Source organism: uncultured Arthrobacter sp., from assembly GCF_902805515.1.
Taxonomy (GTDB): Bacteria; Actinomycetota; Actinomycetes; order Actinomycetales; family Micrococcaceae; genus Arthrobacter_D.
The window spans coordinates 1-17,113 of sequence record NZ_CADCTE010000029.1; the positions used below are offsets into that span (position 1 = coordinate 1).

At 68.8% G+C, this 17,113-nt stretch carries 18 protein-coding genes and 1 tRNA gene; 7 read left to right on the forward strand and 12 right to left on the reverse strand.

The features are described 5' to 3' along the window. Nucleotides 1-73: 73 nt before the first annotated feature. A tRNA-Lys gene (locus QZX79_RS02560) sits at nt 74-146 on the reverse strand. A 187-nt stretch (nt 147-333) separates the two neighbouring features. Between QZX79_RS02560 and QZX79_RS02565 the strand changes: the two genes are divergently transcribed. From QZX79_RS02565 to QZX79_RS02575, 3 genes are all read left to right on the forward strand, one after another. Continuing rightward, nucleotides 334-981, forward strand: a complete 648-nt coding sequence (locus QZX79_RS02565) for a hypothetical protein (protein WP_133404377.1) — start codon at nt 334-336, stop codon at nt 979-981. Nucleotides 982-1,191: 210 nt separating this feature from the next. Then, complete coding sequence (locus tag QZX79_RS02570) at nt 1,192-1,809, forward strand: DUF47 domain-containing protein (protein ID WP_120165818.1); 618 nt, start codon at nt 1,192-1,194, stop codon at nt 1,807-1,809. After that, on the forward strand, nt 1,810-2,820 hold the full coding sequence (locus tag QZX79_RS02575; RefSeq protein WP_294564225.1) for an inorganic phosphate transporter: 1,011 nt from the start codon (nt 1,810-1,812) through the stop codon (nt 2,818-2,820). Nucleotides 2,821-2,955: 135 nt separating this feature from the next. Here QZX79_RS02575 and pstB read toward each other — a convergent pair whose 3' ends face one another. The 4 genes from pstB to pstS form a co-directional block, all read right to left on the reverse strand. Next, the gene (gene pstB, locus QZX79_RS02580) at nt 2,956-3,735 is read right to left on the reverse strand and encodes a phosphate ABC transporter ATP-binding protein PstB (RefSeq protein ID WP_120165820.1); all 780 of its coding nucleotides are present in this window, start codon (nt 3,733-3,735) and stop codon (nt 2,956-2,958) included. Nucleotides 3,736-3,765: 30 nt separating this feature from the next. Further along, complete coding sequence (gene pstA, locus QZX79_RS02585; protein WP_120165821.1) at nt 3,766-4,869, reverse strand: phosphate ABC transporter permease PstA; 1,104 nt, start codon at nt 4,867-4,869, stop codon at nt 3,766-3,768. Then, complete coding sequence (gene pstC, locus QZX79_RS02590; protein WP_294564232.1) at nt 4,869-5,801, reverse strand: phosphate ABC transporter permease subunit PstC; 933 nt, start codon at nt 5,799-5,801, stop codon at nt 4,869-4,871. The genes pstA and pstC overlap by 1 nt, the downstream gene beginning before the upstream one ends. A gap of 179 nt (nt 5,802-5,980) precedes the next feature. Then, complete coding sequence (pstS, locus tag QZX79_RS02595; protein WP_294564234.1) at nt 5,981-7,099, reverse strand: phosphate ABC transporter substrate-binding protein PstS; 1,119 nt, start codon at nt 7,097-7,099, stop codon at nt 5,981-5,983. Between the two features lie 174 nt (nt 7,100-7,273). On the opposite strand from pstS, the gene QZX79_RS02600 reads away from it, so the two are divergent. From QZX79_RS02600 to disA, 3 genes are all read left to right on the forward strand, one after another. Next, a complete protein-coding gene (locus tag QZX79_RS02600; protein WP_294564237.1) occupies nt 7,274-8,398 on the forward strand; it encodes an aromatic acid exporter family protein in 1,125 nt (374 codons plus the stop codon). 68 nt (nt 8,399-8,466) lie between these two features. Then, nucleotides 8,467-9,849, forward strand: coding sequence for a DNA repair protein RadA (gene radA, locus QZX79_RS02605; RefSeq protein WP_159801925.1), 1,383 nt, complete (start codon nt 8,467-8,469; stop codon nt 9,847-9,849). 249 nt (nt 9,850-10,098) lie between these two features. After that, nucleotides 10,099-11,175, forward strand: a complete 1,077-nt coding sequence (gene disA, locus QZX79_RS02610; RefSeq protein ID WP_120165826.1) for a DNA integrity scanning diadenylate cyclase DisA — start codon at nt 10,099-10,101, stop codon at nt 11,173-11,175. 24 nt (nt 11,176-11,199) lie between these two features. Here disA and QZX79_RS02615 read toward each other — a convergent pair whose 3' ends face one another. Continuing rightward, nucleotides 11,200-11,745, reverse strand: a complete 546-nt coding sequence (locus tag QZX79_RS02615; RefSeq protein WP_294564242.1) for a hypothetical protein — start codon at nt 11,743-11,745, stop codon at nt 11,200-11,202. Nucleotides 11,746-11,919: 174 nt separating this feature from the next. On the opposite strand from QZX79_RS02615, the gene QZX79_RS02620 reads away from it, so the two are divergent. Then, nucleotides 11,920-12,867 (forward strand): A/G-specific adenine glycosylase, encoded by a 948-nt coding sequence (locus QZX79_RS02620; RefSeq protein WP_294564244.1) that lies wholly within the window; start codon nt 11,920-11,922, stop codon nt 12,865-12,867. Nucleotides 12,868-12,977: 110 nt separating this feature from the next. Here the strand turns inward: QZX79_RS02620 and dhaM are convergent, their stop codons facing one another. The 6 genes from dhaM to QZX79_RS02650 form a co-directional block, all read right to left on the reverse strand. Continuing rightward, nucleotides 12,978-13,727, reverse strand: a complete 750-nt coding sequence (dhaM, locus tag QZX79_RS02625) for a dihydroxyacetone kinase phosphoryl donor subunit DhaM (RefSeq protein WP_294564246.1) — start codon at nt 13,725-13,727, stop codon at nt 12,978-12,980. Further along, entirely contained in the window at nt 13,724-14,365 is a 642-nt protein-coding gene (dhaL, locus tag QZX79_RS02630; RefSeq protein ID WP_294564248.1) for a dihydroxyacetone kinase subunit DhaL, read from the reverse strand. The genes dhaM and dhaL overlap by 4 nt, the downstream gene beginning before the upstream one ends. Nucleotides 14,366-14,367: 2 nt before the next feature. After that, nucleotides 14,368-15,369: a dihydroxyacetone kinase subunit DhaK gene (dhaK, locus tag QZX79_RS02635; protein WP_294564249.1), complete on the reverse strand. Its 1,002-nt coding sequence runs from the start codon at nt 15,367-15,369 to the stop codon at nt 14,368-14,370. Nucleotides 15,370-15,579: 210 nt separating this feature from the next. Beyond that, on the reverse strand, nt 15,580-15,762 hold the full coding sequence (locus QZX79_RS02640) for a CsbD family protein (protein WP_294564252.1): 183 nt from the start codon (nt 15,760-15,762) through the stop codon (nt 15,580-15,582). A gap of 129 nt (nt 15,763-15,891) precedes the next feature. Further along, nucleotides 15,892-16,401 carry an amino-acid N-acetyltransferase gene (locus tag QZX79_RS02645; protein WP_294564254.1) on the reverse strand — a complete coding sequence of 170 codons (510 nt, stop codon included), beginning with the start codon at nt 16,399-16,401 and terminating at the stop codon, nt 15,892-15,894. Nucleotides 16,402-16,512: 111 nt separating this feature from the next. Then, on the reverse strand, nt 16,513-17,113 hold a 601-nt coding region (locus tag QZX79_RS02650), incomplete at its 5' end, for an AAA family ATPase (RefSeq protein ID WP_294564257.1).

The window sequence follows — 17,113 nt, forward strand, 5'->3', positions numbered from 1 at the left end:
TCCGGACCGGGTCGGACGCAGAAAACCCCGCCCGGCGCGGTGCCGGGCGGGGTTGTCAGCACTCCCGGAGGAGTGGGCCCTGTGGGGCTCGAACCCACGACCCACGGATTAAAAGTCCGATGCTCTACCAGCTGAGCTAAAGGCCCGCCGCCTCCGAACCGGTTTCACCAGCCCGGGCGACTTTTTAACTTTATCCCAAACACCCCCGGGGCGTTGCACCGGGCCCCCACCGCGGGCCTTCCCGCTTCACCGGCACCACCGCGGTGTCCACCCTTCCGGAACGCCTGGCCTTCGGCTTCGAACGGCCTTCCATAGCAGGAGTATCCTCATTTCATGGACGGCGACTACAACAACAAGAGCCCACGGCCGCATAAACCGAAGCCCTTCGCCCCGGTCGATTTCGAGATCTTCGCCGGCGGGATCGACCCGTCCAGGGTCTCCGAGGCCGCACACATGGCAGCGCATGCGCTGGTGCACCACGGGCGGGAATCCGACGATCCCGAGGTGACCCGCCGGCTGGTCGAACTCGCCGACAAACAGGGCCTTGAGGCCGTGGCGGAGATGTGGGCCGAGAGCCCGGCGCGGTCCCTGCCCGGGGCTTTGTGGCGCCTGTACGCCCTGCGCGCCGCAACCCAGAAGGACCCGGAGCGCATCGCCTCCTACTTCACCTCCGGCAAGGAGGTGGCCCAGGTCTCGAAGGTTGTCGCCGGCGTCGCCGAACCCCCGGGCGCCACCGAAATGACCGATATGGCCGACAAAATCCTTTCGGGGGCCTTCGAGGGGGACTTCGACGTCGCCCTCGAACGCTTCGCCGCCTTCTGCCGGGTGGTCGCGCTGGGCCAGGTAAACCATGCGGAGCAGGCCCACCACTCAAACGAGGCCCACGCGTCGAAACTGACGAAGAACTCGCACCGGCTGATCAAGACCGCCGAGGACCTTGAACACGCGGCTGCCGCCTGGCGGCGGGGGGAGCTTGACTAAGCGGGCGCAGGTCACGATGTTGACACGGGCGCGGCGGAGTAGAAGACTAAAACCGGCGTCGGACCGTGGAACCCCCGGGCTTCAACACTCAGCCGCTTCGAGCGGCCTTCCGCCGAGAGGCGCTCCCGGTTCGACGCCATTACCGCGCCCAGACACAGTGCGCCACCCGTTCGTTAGTTCTGCCGCCGTGCCTGAGACAGGGAAGCATCAGTGAAGTTACGCCTCTTCCCTCAGGAAAACGCAGGCCTTGAACTGCTCTCCCGCATGGCGCGGCAGCTCGTGCTCGGGGTGGGTACCATGTCGGCGGTGCTCGGTGCCACAACCGAGGAGTACGACCGCCTGGCCGAGGAGATGCACCAGCACGAAGCGGTCTCGACCGACCTGCACTTCGCCCTGCTGACCTCAATGCGGACCTCGTTCGTGAACCCGCTCCCCCGCGAGGATCTCTACACCCTTTCCCGCCTGCTCAACGAGGCGATCGAAAAGCTCGACGGCGCCGCGGAACTGATCGCCCTGTACAAGCTGAGCCGGCTCAGCCAGCGCGCGGCCGAACAGCTCGAGGTGATCAACCGGCAGGCGGAACTGACCGCAACCGCCATGCAGCGCCTCGACTCGATGGACGAACTCGAGGAGTACTGGATCGAGATCCTGCGCCTCGCCCGCCGGGCCGAACGCACCCACCGCAGCTGGTGCGCCGAACTGCTCGGGGAGCACAAGCCGCTGGCGTACGCCCGGCACCGTGACATCGCCAACCAGCTCGTCGAGGTGACCAAGGACATCCGCAAGGTTGCCACCCATGTGGGCAGCATCCTGGTCAAGGAATCCTAGGTGGAGCCCTTCCTGCTGACGGCCGTCATCGGATGCGCCGGCGGCTTTGCCTTCCTCAACGGCTTCCATGATGTGTCGAACTCGGTGGCGACGGCCGTGCGCACCCGCGCCCTGACCCCAACGATCGCGGTGCTGCTGGCGGCGGCGTTCAGCCTCACAGGCGCGTTGCTGAGCACCTCGCTGGCGTTGTTCCTCACCGACGCGGGGCTGCGCCTGCCGCCGGGCACCACGGGCCTGGGGATCCTGCTGGCGGGACTGCTGGGAGCCGGCTGCTGGGGCCTTTTCACCTGGTACCGCGGCAAGCCGTCGTCGTCGACCCATGCGCTGATCGGCGGCATCATCGGAGCCGGCGGCGCGTCACAGCTGATGAGCGGGGCGTCCGTAACGGGTTCGGAGCGGGTCTTTTTCTTTCAGATCGTGCTGCCGCTGCTGCTCTCCCCCGTGGTGGCCTATCTCCTGGCGTACGCCTTGGTGTTCGCCGCGACCTGGGCGCTGCGGTACAACTCGCCCCGCCGGGTCAACCGGGGGAACCGGATGGCCCAGTCCGTCCTCGCCGGCGCCTTCGCGCTGGGTCACGGCCTCCAGGACGGGCAGCGCACCATGGCCGTCATCCTGCTGGCACTTGTCGCCGCCGGGGCCTCAAGCGGCGGCGAAATGCCGTTGTGGGTCCAGCTGTTTGCCGCGGCGCTGCTGGCCTGCGGCTCGGCCTTCGGCGGCTGGCGCATCACCCACACCCTCGCGAACCGGCTGGTGCGGATCGATCCGCTGCGCGGCATGAGCGCCCAGGGCGTGAGCACGGCCATGCTGTTCATCGGCGCCATCTCCCTGCAGGTACCGCTTTCAAGTACCCACACGATGACCTCGGCGATCGTCGGGGCCGGGGCGAACCAGCGGTTCGCCTCAGTGCGCGGCACCGAACTGCTGCGGATCCTCATCGTGTGGGTCGCCACCGCCGCCGTCGCCGGCCTGCTGGGCGCCGTCTTCTTCCTGGCCCTGAGCCCGGTCCTCTAGGCGCCGGATCGAACCCCTAGGCCCGCTCACCCGGGGCTTAACCGCATCGGCCCCGCCGCCGTCCGGAGGGTTCCGGGCGGTCGGCGGGGCCGGGGAGCGGGCAGTGCCTATCCGAACGTGCCTATCCGAACGTGCCTATCCGAAGCGGCCCGAGACGTAGTCCTCGGTGGCCTTGACGGAGGGCTTGCTGAAGATCGTCGCGGTCTCCCCGTATTCGATGAGCTTGCCGGGCTTGCCGGTGCCCGCGATGTTGAAGAACGCGGTCTTATCGGACACGCGGGCGGCCTGCTGCATGTTGTGGGTGACGATCACGACCGTGTAGTCGTTCTTGAGTTCGTTGATGAGGTCCTCGATGGCGAGGGTGGAGATGGGGTCGAGCGCCGAGCACGGCTCGTCCATCAGGATCACCTCGGGTGAGACGGCGATCGCCCGGGCGATGCACAGGCGCTGCTGCTGACCGCCGGAGAGGCCCGAGCCGGGGCGGTCCAGCCGGTCCTTGACCTCGTTCCAGAGGTTCGCGCCGCTTAGGGACTTCTCGACAAGGTTGTCGGCGTCGGACTTGCTGATCCGCTTGTTGTTGAGCTTCACCCCGGCCAGCACGTTGTCCCGGATAGACATGGTGGGGAACGGGTTGGGCCGCTGGAAGACCATGCCGATCTGGCTGCGGACGGTCACCGGGTCGACATTCTGGTCGTACAGGTTGTCTCCGTCAAGCAGCACCTCACCCTCGACGCGTGCGCCGGGGATGACCTCATGCATGCGGTTTAGGGTGCGCAGGAAGGTGGACTTGCCGCAGCCCGACGGTCCGATGAAGGCCGTGACCGAGCGGGGCTTGATTTCGATGTTGACGCCCTCTACAGCAAGGAACTTGCTGTAGTAGACATTAAGGTCCTTGACGTCGATTCGCTTGGACATGAATTCCTTTTTCGTTGTTGCCGCGGGAGCTCAGCGGCTTGTCTTAGGGGCGAACATACGGGCGATCAGGCGGGCGACGAGATTCAGCAGCATGACCATCAGGATCAGCAGGAGCGCCGCCGCCCAGGCGCGCTGCGTGCTGGGATCGGTGTTGGTGGGGGAGGTCGGCGTGAGGATCTGGTAGTAGATCAGGGTGGGCAGGGTGCTCATCCAGCCGCTGAAGACGTTCCAGTTGATGGCGCTGGCAAAGCCCGCCGTTACAAGGATAGGAGCCGTCTCGCCGATTACGCGCGCAATCGCGAGGGTTACGCCGGAGGCGATACCGGAGATGGCGGTGGGGATCACGACCTTCGTGATGGTGCGCCACTTCCGCACGCCCAGCGCGTAGGCCGCCTCACGCAGTTCGTTCGGCACGATCTTGAGCATTTCCTCGGTGGACCGCACCACCACGGGGATCATCAGGACCGAGAGCGCGACGGCGGCAACGAAGCCCGTGCGGGTTCCGGGGCCGAACAGCAGCCCGAACAGGGCCGCGGCGAACAGGCCCGCGACAATCGAGGGGATGCCGGTCATCACGTCGACAAAGAAGGTGATGGCCCGGGTGAGCGGACCGCCCGTACCGTACTCGACGAGGTACACGGCGGCGAGCAGCCCGATGGGCACCGAGATCGCCGTCGCCCACAGGGTGATCTGCAGGGTGCCGACCACGGCGTGGTAGGCACCGCCGAGCACTGGGGTGCCGTTGGCGACTGAGGCGTTGTCAACGGCGCCCGTCACCCCGTTGAGCGAGGTGAACAGGAAGTCGTAGGAGATTCCGGGCAGGCCGCGCTCGAGCACGGTCCACAGCACCGACAGCAGCGGCAGGAGTGCGACGAGGAAAGCCCCGTACACCAGGTAGGTGGCCAGCGAGTCGGTCGCCTTGCGTCCGCCTTCGACGACCGCGGTCACCGCGGTCGCGCCCAGGAGGAAGAACAGGGCGGAGAAGAGGCCCCAGGACACGGCGCTGAAGCCCACGAGGGAGGCCGCGGCCGCGCCGAAGACCAGGGCCGCGCCGAGGACGAGCCACACGGCGTAGGAGGGCAGCTTCCCCTTGGTGAGGGAGGACTGCCGGCGGGCCAGGGTTGCGCTAGTCATTAGTTGGCCCCCGAGAATTCTTTGTGGCGGGTGATGATCCAGCGCGCCACCATATTGACGGCCAGGGTGATGACGAACAGTACGAGGCCGGCGGCGATGAGTTCGCTGAGCCGGAGCCCGAAGGCCTCGGGGAAGTTAAGTGCGATCTCGGCGGCGATGGTCTGGTTGCCCGAGGCGATGAGGCTCGCGGAGAGCGCTCCGCCCGAGAGGACCAGGGCGACGGCCATGGTTTCACCAAGCGCACGGCCAAGGCCGAGCATCGCGGCGCTGATGATGCCGGGGCGGGCGAAGGGAAGGACCGCCATGCGGATCATCTCCCAGCGGGTGGCTCCCATGGCCAGCGCCGCCTCCTCGTGGAGGTTCGGCGTCTGGAGGAAGATCTCCCGGCTCAGGGAGGTGATGATGGGCAGCACCATGACGGCCAGGACGATGCCCGCCGTGAGCATTGTGCGTCCGGTCTGGCTGGCGGGGCCCTCGAAGATGGGGATCCAGCCGAGGTTCTCCGCGAGCCAGGCGTATCCCTTGGCCAGTTCCGGGGCGAGCACCGCATAGCCCCACGCACCGTACACCACCGAGGGGATTGCGGCGAGCAGGTCGATGACATAGCCGAAGCCCTGTGCGAAGCGCCGGGGGGCGTAGTGGGAGATGAACAGCGCGACGCCGATCCCCAGTGGGGTGGCGATCAGCAGAGCGATCGCGGCGGCCACAATCGTTCCGATGACGATGGGGAAGATGTAGGTGGTGAACCCCGCCCCTCCGGTGATCTCGGCGGGGTCGGCGCTGGCCACGGGGAGCGCCTGCACCAGCAGGAACACCGCCACGCTGAAGAGGACGGCGAGGATGAGACAGCCGGCGGCGAGGGTGGCACCGGAGAAAATCTTGTCTCCGGACTGGCCCGCGCCGCGGGTCTCGGTCAACGTAGTGGTGGACACTGCTAAACCCTTCGGAACTGTTTTGCTGGAGTGCACTCGATGTCTCTTCTAGTGCCTTGGATAGTGTTCATCGTTCCTCCAGCCATTACAACCTGACCGCCCCAGCCGGCCTGTACATAAACAGCGGAGTGCCCCGCCCGGTCGTTGGACGACCGGACGGGGCAGCTGCGGAGGTGTGCCTAGGAGGCAACGGTGATCGAATCGATGGCCGTCAGGGCCTCTTCGCGGAGGGTCTCGGAGATCGGCGCGTTCCCTGCCGACTCGGAGGCATCCTGCTGGCCCTGCTCGCTGACCGCGTACGAGGCGAAAGCCTTGACCAGGTCAACCGTCTCCTGGTCCTCGTAGGTGGAGCAGTAGATGTGGTACGACACGAGCACGACGGGGTAGGCGCCGGAGGCCTCGGTGTCGCGCTCGAGTTCAAGGGACATGTCGACCTCGGAGCGGCCCTCGATCGGCGTCGCGGCTTCGACGGCGAGCGCGGCGGCCTCGGAGCTCAGCTCGACGTACTCCTCGCCGACCTTCACGTGGGCCTGCCCGAGATCCCCGACAGCCGAGGCGTCGGTGTAGGTGACCGCGCCTTCGGTGGAGGAGGTGGTGGAGACGACGCCGTTGGTGCCCTGGGCGTTCTCAGCGACGATGGCTGAGGGCCACTCGCCGGAGGCTTCATCGGTCCATACTTCGGGAGCCGCCTGGGCGAGGTACTCGGTGAAGTTCTCGGTCGTGCCGGATTCGTCGCTGCGGTGCACGACGGTGACCGCCGTGTCGGGGAGTTCGACGCCCTCGTTCTGCGAGGCGATTGCCTCGTCGTTCCAGGTTTCGATTTCGCCGCGGAAGATCGAGGCGATGGTGTCGGCGTCGAGGTTCAGCGATTCGATGCCGGGCAGGTTGAAGGCCACGGCGATCGGGGAGACGTAGGCGGGGATGTTGATCGCGCCGTCGGGACCGCAGATCTCCTTCGAGGCCTCATACTCTTCGTCGTCGAGGGCGGCGTCGGACCCGGCGAACTGGACACCCTGGGCCAGGAAGGCGTCGCGGCCGGCACCCGAGCCGTCGGGCGAGTACTGGACCGTGGCGCCGCTCTGGGCGGACTGGAAACCCGACTGCCAGGCCGTCATGGCGGCGTTCTGGGCGGACGAGCCGGCACCGGTCAGGGTGCCCGACACGGCGGCGGCGGTGGACTCGGCGGGGCCGGCCTCGCCTGCGGGGGCGTTCGTGGCATTGTCCGAGCCACACGCGGTCAGAGCCAGGGCGGCCACGGAAATAACCGCCGCTGCACGGCCGAAGCGAAGAACCTTCACTTGATATTGCCCCTTCCAGGGTTTGAACGTCAGTGCGCAGGAGACACCCGGGAGGGGTGTACGCGTCCTTGTACATCCCTCACGGTAGGCAGGTCAGTTAACGAGACTGGCCCCAAAAGATGAACGGAAGATGAACACGGAAGGGACATTGGCCTCCTATGCGAAACTGAACCCATGCCCCGCCGAGGAATTTCCGCTGCCGCAGCCTTCCTGGGCAACCGGAGCCGGGTCGGATTCAAGCGCAGTTCCAACTCGGTCCTGACGGCCCTGCAGATTACGGTCTGCGCCGTGGGCGCCTACGCCTTCGCGGAGCAGGTGCTCGGCCACGACGGCCCCCTGTTCGCCGCGACCTCCTCAATGATCGCCCTTGGGTTCTCAAGCGATCCCCGCCTGCGCCGGGTGCTCGAGGTGGGGCTCGGATGCACCCTCGGCATCGCCCTGGGCGATGTGCTCCTCGCGCTGCTGGGAACCGGCATCTGGCAGGCGGCCATCGTCCTGTTCGTCTCGATCCTGCTGGCGCGGTTCCTCGACAGCGGCACCATCTTCACCACCCAGCTGGGCCTGCAGTCGCTGCTGGTCGTCCTCCTGCCCGCACCCGAGGGAGGGCCGTTCACCCGCAGCGCCGACGCCGTCATCGGCGGGCTGTTTGCGCTGATCATCACGATACTGGTGCCGCGGGACCCCCGCCGCGCGCCGAAGTCCGAGGTGCAGGACCTCCTTGAGGAGCTGGCCGCGGTGCTTCGGGAGGACGCGGACGCGCTCTCCCGCAGCGACTCCACCCTGGCCTGGCATGCGCTGGTGCGTGCCCGGAACACCCAGCCGCCCTTGGACGCGCTGATGAAGAGCCTGCGGGGAGCCCAGGAGGTCGCCCTGATCTCCCCCGTCCAGCGCCGGCACCGCGACGAACTCGGCTCCCTTGAGCGCTCGATCGAGGCGATCGACCTGGCGGTGCGCAACAGCCGCGTCTTCTCGCGTCGGCTGACCTCCGTGATCAATCACGCCGCACTGAGCGATGAGGCCATCGCCTCCCTAAGCTCCGCCCTTGAGGACACTGCGGATGCCGTCACCGTGCTGGCCCGGGGCCTTGCCGGTTCCCACCCCGCGGAGCGGCGGTTGAACCTCCGCTCCGCCCGCAACGACCTCGCAGCGGTCGCCACCCAGCTCCACCCGGCCAAGCTCAACGTGTCGCGGCTCGAGGGTGAGGGGCTGATCCTGCTCTTCCGCCCCCTGGTCGTTGACCTCCTCCAGGCGTCAGGGCTCACCCACGACGAGGCGGCGGGGTACCTCCCCCGGCTCTGACCCCGAGGCGGTGCCCGCTCGAATCTCACTGCCCGCTGAATGTCCGGGGGCGCCGCTAGGCTGAGGGGATGGCAACAAAGACTGCAGCCGCGCGCTCCGGACGCGGCACCACCCCCACCTACCGGTGTGCCGAGTGCGGCTGGACGACGGCGAAGTGGGTCGGCCGGTGCGGGGAGTGCCAGGCCTGGGGCACGGTCGAGGAGACCGGCCAGCCGGTGGCGCGCACCACGGCGGCGGCGGTGGTCACCCAGGTGGCCCAGCGCATCGCCGACGTCGACGCGACGACCGCCGCTTTCCAGGCCACGCGCATCGACGAGCTGGACCGGGTGCTGGGCGGCGGGCTTGTCCCCGGGGCCGTCATCCTGCTGGCCGGTGAACCCGGAGTGGGCAAGTCGACCCTGCTGCTTGACGTCGCGGCCCGGGTGGCCCGGCTGGGACGGGATGTCCTCTATGTCACCGGCGAGGAATCAGCGGCACAGGTGAAGCTGCGCGCCGAGCGGATTGCGGCCGTCGCCGATACCCTCTACCTCAGCGCCGAGACCGACCTGGGCCAGGCGCTGGGCCAGGTCGAGAAGATCCGCCCGGCCCTGCTGATCGTCGACTCGGTGCAGACCCTCAGCAGTGCGGCCGTCGACGGTTCCGCCGGAGGCGTGACGCAGGTGCGGGAGGTGGCCGCATCCCTGATCAACGCCGCCAAGTCAACGAATATGACCACCCTGCTGGTGGGCCATGTCACCAAGGACGGCTCGATCGCCGGGCCGCGGCTGCTTGAGCACCTCGTCGATGTTGTGTGCCAGTTCGAGGGCGAGCGGCACTCGCGCCTGAGGCTGCTGCGGGCGGTGAAGAACCGGTACGGCCCAACCGACGAGGTTGGCTGCTTCGACCTGACGGACGCGGGCATCGAGGGGCTCGCCGACCCGAGCGGCCTTTTCGTCTCGCGGACCAAGGACCCGGTCTCGGGAACCTGCATCACCGTCACCCTCGAGGGACGGCGTCCGCTGCTCGCCGAGGTCCAGGCGCTGCTGGCCGAATCGGCCAACGCGCAGCCGCGGCGGGCCACCAGCGGTCTTGACAGTGCCCGGGTGGCCATGCTGCTCGCGGTGCTTCAGCAGCGGGCCTCCCTCAGCCTGTCCAAGGACGACAGCTATGTGGCGACGGTCGGCGGGGTGAAACTCTCCGAGCCGGCCACCGATCTCGCCGTCGCCCTGGCCGTAGCGTCTGCCAAGACCAACCAGCCGCTGCCGGCCCGGCTGATCGCCTTCGGGGAGGTCGGGCTGGCCGGCGAGGTGCGGCCGGTGCCGGGAATCTCGCGGCGGATCCACGAGGCCGAACGGCTCGGCTTCACCCACGCCGTGGTCCCGGCCTCCCCCAACGGACCCGGGCCGGTCCCCAAGGGCTTCACGGTGCGGGAGGTCTCGACGCTCACCGAGGCACTGGCACTGATCTTCTAGGCCGGTCCAGCCGCGCCGCTCTTACGCGTCCCTGCGCGTCGGCCCCGCGGCGCCCCGGGTCCCCGGAGGTGCGCCGGGGCGGGCGGAAACCGGCCGCGGGCAAACACCGACACCGGAAAATCCGGGCGCGCCCACTAGTATTGTGATCGGCTGCGTGGAATTTCCGTGTCCGCCTCGGCCCGGCGCCACTTCCCGGGCCACCCCACCACGCGGTCCCCAACGGCGCGCGGACGCTGAAAGGATGGCACGATGCCCCGTAGCCCCGAGGACGCCCTCAAGGCCACCCTGGCCCGGGTCGCACCCGGAACGCAGCTGCGCGACGGACTCGAACGGATCCTCCGCGGCCGGACCGGTGCGCTGATCGTCCTGGGCTTCGACCGGACCATCGACTCCATCTGCTCGGGCGGCTTCGACATCGGCATCGACTTCTCCCCGACCCGCCTGCGCGAGCTTGCGAAGATGGACGGGGCCATTGTCTGCGACCGGGATGCGAGCAATATCCTGAGGGCCGCCGTCCAGCTTGTGCCGGACAGCACCATCCCGACCCAGGAGTCGGGCACGCGCCACCGGACCGCCGAGCGGGTGGCGATCCAGACCGGCGTCCCGGTGATTTCCGTCAGCCAGTCGATGCAGATCATCGCCCTGTACGTGAACGGGCTGAGGCACGTCCTCGAGGGCTCGGAGCCGGTGCTCGCCCGCGCCAACCAGGCGCTGGCAACCCTCGAGCGGTACCGTGCCCGCCTCGACCAGGTCACCAACTCCCTGTCGGCCCTGGAGATCGAGGCCATGGTCACCGTGCGGGACGTCGCCATCACCCTGCAGCGCCAGGAGATGGTCCGGCGGATCTCGGAGGAGATCTCACAGTATGTCCTTGAGCTCGGGGTGGACGGACGCCTGCTGTCGCTGCAGGTGGAGGAACTCACGACGGGCCTCGGGCCGGGCAGTGAAATGGTCCTGCGCGACTACATGGATCCCAGCAGCAACGGCGCATCCCCCGAGGAGCGGGTGACCACCCTCCAGAATTTCAGCTCCACCGACCTGATCGACCTCGGGACAATCGCCAGTGTCCTCGGGTTCAACCCCTCGACCGATTCCCTCGATGCCGTTGTCCAGCCCAAGGGATACCGGCTGCTCTCGGGCATCAAGGCCGTGCCGCCCGCGGTAGCGACCCGGCTCGTTGAACACTTCGACGGCCTCCAGAACCTGATGGCCGCCAATATCGACGACCTGATGGCCGTCGACGGCATCGGTGAACAGCGTGCCCGCACCGTGCGCGAGGGCCTTTCCCGCATCGCCGAGACGTCGCTGCTCGACCGGTTCATGTAGCCGGACGGCCCGGCGCCGGGCCCGCTATTCGAGGACGAAGGTGGCCGGAGGGCTGGTCCGGCTCCCGAGTTTCGTGGTCAGGGTGTAGGTGCCCGGGCCGGGCGCCGCCTCCACGGCCTCGCATCCGGGCATGCTGCGGATCCGGTCCCAGGTGAAGGACGCCTTTTCCTCAGCACCGGGGGCGATGTCCTTCAGGAGGTCCTCCGAGCCGTCCTGGCAGTCGACCGACGAGAAGATGCGGTCCGACGCGCTCGTGACCTGGAACTCCATCTGAGAGGTGCCGACATTGACCTTGCACGGCGCGTCGCCGTCATTGCGGACCACCAGCGTGAAGGCGGGTTTCTGCTGCCGCCCGTACGTTCCCGCGTCGGTGACCGCCTCGACGGATACCGACTTCTCGTCGCACTTCGCCGCGGGCGCGGGTTTGGATGGCGCCGCGGAGGCCGTCTCCCGGGCTGCCGGGGCGGGACCGGCCTTCGCCGCCGGGGTGTTCCCGCCGAGGGCATCGGCGGCGAACTTGGCGCCGACCGCCAGCCCTGCGATCACGAGCAGTGCAAGAATTGCGGCCACCAGCCGCCGTCTGCGGTAAACGGCCGGGCTTGGTCGGCGCGGCGGGTACCCGGAGCTTCCGGAAAGGCGCTGACTGCCTGCTGATTCCATGGTCCAAGGCTAGGGATTCCGTGCCGATTGCAAGAGGCACCACGCCGGTCAGTAGAGTAGGAAGAATTGTTCTCAGGAGTTCGAATGTTTTCTCGGCGGGACCTCCCAGCCCTGCACCGGTCCGTCATCGAGTGGTTTGATTCAGCCGCCCGGGACCTGCCCTGGCGCAGCCCGGACCGTTCCGCATGGGGCGTGCTGGTCAGCGAGGTGATGCTGCAGCAGACGCCCGTGGTGCGGGTGCTCCCCGTCTGGGAAGAGTGGATGGCCCGCTGGCCCTCCCCCGCGGACCTCGCCGCCGCAGCCCCCGGTGAGGCGGTGCGGCACTGGGGACGGCTCGGATACCCGCGGCGGGCCCTGCGCCTGCACGGGGCGGCCGCCGCTATCGTCGACCGCCACGGCGGGGCCGTCCCGGGAACCTACGGGGAACTGCTGGCCCTGCCCGGGGTGGGAAGCTATACAGCCGCCGCGGTGGCGGCCTTCGCGTTCGGGCAGCGTGAAAATGTCGTGGACACCAATATCCGCCGCGTGCACGCCCGCGCCGTCACCGGCAGCGCCCTCCCCGCGCGCTCCCTGACCGCAGCGGAAATGCGCCTTGCCGCCGACCTGCTTCCGGCGGAGCCCGCCAAGTCCGTGCGGTGGAACGCCGCGGTGATGGAACTCGGGGCGATCGTGTGCACGGCCCGGAGCCCGGGGTGTGAGCGGTGCCCGGTGCGGACTTCCTGTGCCTGGCTTGCCGCGGGCCGCCCCGCCGCCGAGTATGTCCCGAAGGGCCAGGCGTGGGCGGGAACCGACCGCCAGGTCCGCGGGGCGGTCCTGGCGGTGCTGCGCGAGGCCGAAGGCCCGGTGGTTCGGGACGTGCTGCTGAGCGGGCCCGTCGACCTCGGGCTCGGCGGAGAGGGCCGCCTTTCCGCGGCACTCTCCCGGCTGCACGGGCTGGGTGCACCCGAGGAACAGCGCGGGCGCGCCCTTGCGGGCCTGCTCGATGACGGCCTGGCCGAGGAGACAGCAGCCGGAATCCAGCTGCCCGCGTAGGAACTCCCGGCGCCGGACAGCGCCGGACCGATGGCGCGTGGGACCCGCCCTGGCGCCGGCCGCTGCCGGCGCAGCCGTTCCCCACGCAGCGGGTCCCGACCTCTAGCGTCCTAGTGCTGCCCGTCCTGGTTCAGCTCGCCGAACCCGTCCTCAACGGCCGCTCCGATCAGTTCGATGGCCGCCTCCGCGTCCGGTCCCACCGCCTGGGCGCTCACCGTCTTGCCCTTGCCCAGTCCAAGGCTCATCAGGAGCATCACCGACTTGCCGTCGATGCCGTTGAGGGTAACCTCCGCATCGAGGTCGGCCAGACCCCGGGCAAGGACCGCAGCGGGACGGGCATGGAGGCCCATGTCGTTGGGGAGGACCCAGGATCCGCTGGCCGAGGGCCCCTCGGCAGCCGGGGCCCGGGTGGCTCCGGGCGCGGCGGCCGACCGGCTCACGAAGGGTTCGAGGGCCTCGGGCCGGATGGAGACGACGGCCTCCTCGGCCGCGCGCAGGACTTCCTCGATCGAGCCGCCCGCCTGCGCCTGCACCGCTGCGGCAACCGCCCCCTCGACGAGGGCGGCGCTGGCGAGGCGCACCGTGGCGCGCTCGTCCTCATCGAGGAACTCGAGCGCCATTTCGGCGGTCATCACGGCCGAACCGAGGTCGGTGAGGATCACTACCCCGTCCCCCTGACCGGCTTTGGTGATGGCGTCCGCAACCTTCTCGAAGCTTGTCCCGATCCGTGCCGCCCCACCGCCGGCGTCAGTTCCCCCGGCCGGGACCAGGCGGACGTCCGCTGCCATCTGCGCGGCGAGCTCGCACACCCCCTCCGCGATCTTGGCACTGTGGGAGACGATGACCAGCCCAACGCTCATCCGGGCTCCCCGGCGGCCTCGGCCGCGGCCGCGAGGATCAGGGCCGTCGACACGGCACCGGGATCGCGGTGGCCGGCGCTGCGCTCCCCGAGGTAGCTGGCCCGGCCCTTGCGTGCCACCAGCGGATCGGTGGCCACGGCACCGGCCTGCGCCGCGTTGGCGGCCGCGGCGAGGACCGCACCCGCCGCCGCACCGGCAGAGGCGGCCGTCGCCGCCGCCTCCACCGCCGGGGTCCACGCGTCGATCATTGTCTTATCGCCGCTTTCGGCCTTGCCGCGGGCGACGATTCCGTCCCGGGCGGCCGAAAGCATGGCCACCACGGCGTCGGGCTGCGCCTCGGCGGCGTCGCCGAGGGAGGTCGCCGCACGCAGCAGTGCCGTGCCGTACAACGGCCCCGATGCTCCCCCGACCGTCGACATCAGGGTCATCGCCGCGGTTTTGAGCACCTCGGCCGGAGTGGCCGCCGCCGGGCCGGCGTCGAGCTTGGCGACGACCGCGGCGAAACCCCGATCCATGTTCTCGCCGTGGTCGGCGTCGCCGATCGCGCGGTCAAGCTCCATCAGCTGCATCCGGTTCTCGGCGACCGCGCGCGCGGCGGTGCGCAGCCACTCCTGGGCCCATCCGGCGTCGAGCGCCACGCCTAGACCCCCCACCGCAGGGCGGCGGTGGAGACCGGGGAGTCCCACAGGGTGATCATTTCGTCATCGAGCTTCAGCACCGTCAGCGAGGCGCCTTCCATCTCGAGGGCGGTGATGTAGTTGCCCACGAGGGACCGCTCCACCGTGACCCCGCGCTCCTTCAGGAGGGCGACGGCCTTGCGGTAGACGATGTAGAGCTCGCTGGCGGGGCTTCCGCCCATGCCGTTGACCATCAGCAGGACCCGGTCACCCGAGCCGAGGTTGAGGTCGCCCGTGATCGGCTCGAGCAGGCGCGTGGTAATGCCGTCGGCGTTCTCCATGGCGATGCGGTGCCGGCCGGGTTCGCCGTGGATTCCGATGCCGATCTCGATCTCATCCTCGGCGAGGTCGAAGCTGGGGACCCCTGCGTGGGGTACGGTGCTCGGCGCGAGCGCGGCGCCCATGGAGCGCACATTGTCGATCACGCGCTGGGCCACCGCGGTGACGGCCTCCAGGTCGTCGCCGCGTTCGGCCGCGGCGCCGGCGATGCGCTCGACGAAGACCGTCCCGCCGACCCCGCGGCGCCCTGCGGTGTAAAGGGAGTCCTCGACCGCGACGTCGTCATTGACGAGCACCGAACGGACCTCAACCCCTTCGGCCGCCGCCAGTTCGGCGGCCGTTTCGAAGTTCAGCACGTCGCCGGTGTAGTTCTTGACGATGTGGAGCACGCCGGCCCCGCCGTTCACCGCTGTGGTCGCGGGGAGGATCTGGTCGGGAGTCGGCGAGGTGAACACCGCCCCGGGCACCGCGGCGTCGAGCATCCCGCGCCCCACATACCCGGCGTGGAGGGGCTCATGGCCGCTGCCTCCGCCCGAGACCAGGCCCACCTTGCCTTGGACGGGCGCGTCCTTGCGCACGACGAAGAGCGGATCGGTATGGACGGTGACCAGCTCGGCGTGGGCGAGGCCGAAACCCTCGACGGACTCGTTGACGACGGCCTTGGGGTCATTGATGAGCTTTTTCACGAAGGTACGCTCCTTCTCGGCTGGGCGAGGTCTCGGCCCGGCTGCCCCCTGTGGACCGCACCGGCCACGATGAACGATACCCGGTGGCGTGGGCCCTGCCTATAGGCCGCCACGTGGCGGAAGGGGCCCTTAACGCACTGCGGGAGAGGCCCCATACTGGGCGCTCTCCCGTAGCTGCACCGGATCGACGAATCCGGATTCCGCGAAGTCCTAGCGGTCGTCCTTCTTGAACGCGTCCTTGATGTTCTCGCCCGCGTCCTTGAGGTTGGCCTTGGTCTGGTCCTTGTGGCCTTCGGCTTCCATGCTCTGGTCGCCTGTCGCCTTGCCAAGACCTTCCTTGATCTTGCCGCCCAAGCCCTCGCCCTTGTTTCCGATCTTGTCATCTAGTCCCATGATTAGACTCCTTTTCTCTCGGCATACGGGTCCCGGTTCCGGGAAGCCGTGCCGCACCGCGAGCGATGCTAAGCACTCTTACTATATCGGGGTGAAGCCGCCCTGACCACCTCTGGCCCACGGAACCGCCTAGAGCATGCGGATCATGCGCGTGTTTCCCAGGGTGTTCGGCTTCACCCGGGCCAGGTCGAGGAACTCCGCCACGCCTTCGTCGTGGGAGCGCAGGAGCTGCGAATAGACCTCCGGGTCCACCGGCGACTGGTCCTTCATCACCTCGAAGCCGCGCTTGCGGAAAAAGTCGACCTCGAAGGTGAGGCAGAAGACCCGCCGGACCCCGAGATCGGCGGCATCGGCGAGGAGCCGCTCCACCAGGGCCGTACCCACGCCGCGGCCCTTCGCCGATTCGGCGGTGGCGAGGGTGCGCACCTCGGCGAGGTCCTCCCACATCACGTGGAGCGCCCCGCAGCCGAGCACCGTGCCGTCGGGGTCTTCGGCGATGCGGAACTCCTGGAGACCCTCGTAGTAGGCCACCGTCTCCTTGGCCACCAGGACCCGCTCGTCGGCCAGCGGCGCCACCAGGGCGCGGATGGCGCCGACGTCGGAGGTGCGGGCGGGACGGATGCGGAAGGACGGGCTCACCCGCACCAGTCTACAAAGCGCCAGGCGCACCGGTGACTGCCGCGGCCGGCGCCGGGCATGCAAAAGGCCCGCCCCGGTTTCCCGGGGCGGGCCTTTCGGTACTGCTGGGTATTACTCGGGGACGGTCGCCTCGATGGCGGGCGGGGCGTCCTCGATGGCCTTCGGCTCGCCGTGGCCGACGAAGGTGAACTTCGCGTCGACGCCTTCGCCCTCGACGTCGACCTCCACCCGCTCCCCCGGCTTGAGGTCGCCGAACAGGATCTTCTCGGACAGCTGGTCCTCGATCTCGCGCTGGATGGTGCGGCGCAGCGGCCGCGCACCCATCGCGGGGTCGTACCCGCGCGTCGCCAGCAGCACCTTGGCCGCAGGCGTCAGCTCGATCGTCATGCCCTTGTCCGCCATGCGCTTGCCGAGGCGCTCGAGGAACAGGTCCACGATCTCCACGATCTCGCTCTGGGTCAGCTGCGGGAACACGACGGTGTCGTCGACGCGGTTGAGGAACTCGGGCCGGAAGTGCTGCTTGAGCTCCTCGGTGACCTTCGCCTTCATCCGGTTGTAGCTGGTGTTGGTGTCGGTGCCCGACTGGAAGCCGGTCATGACGCCCTTGGAGATGTCGCGGGTTCCAAGGTTGGTGGTCATGATGATCACGGTGTTCTTGAAGTCCACCATGCGGCCCTGGCTGTCGGTCAGGCGGCCGTCCTCAAGGATCTGC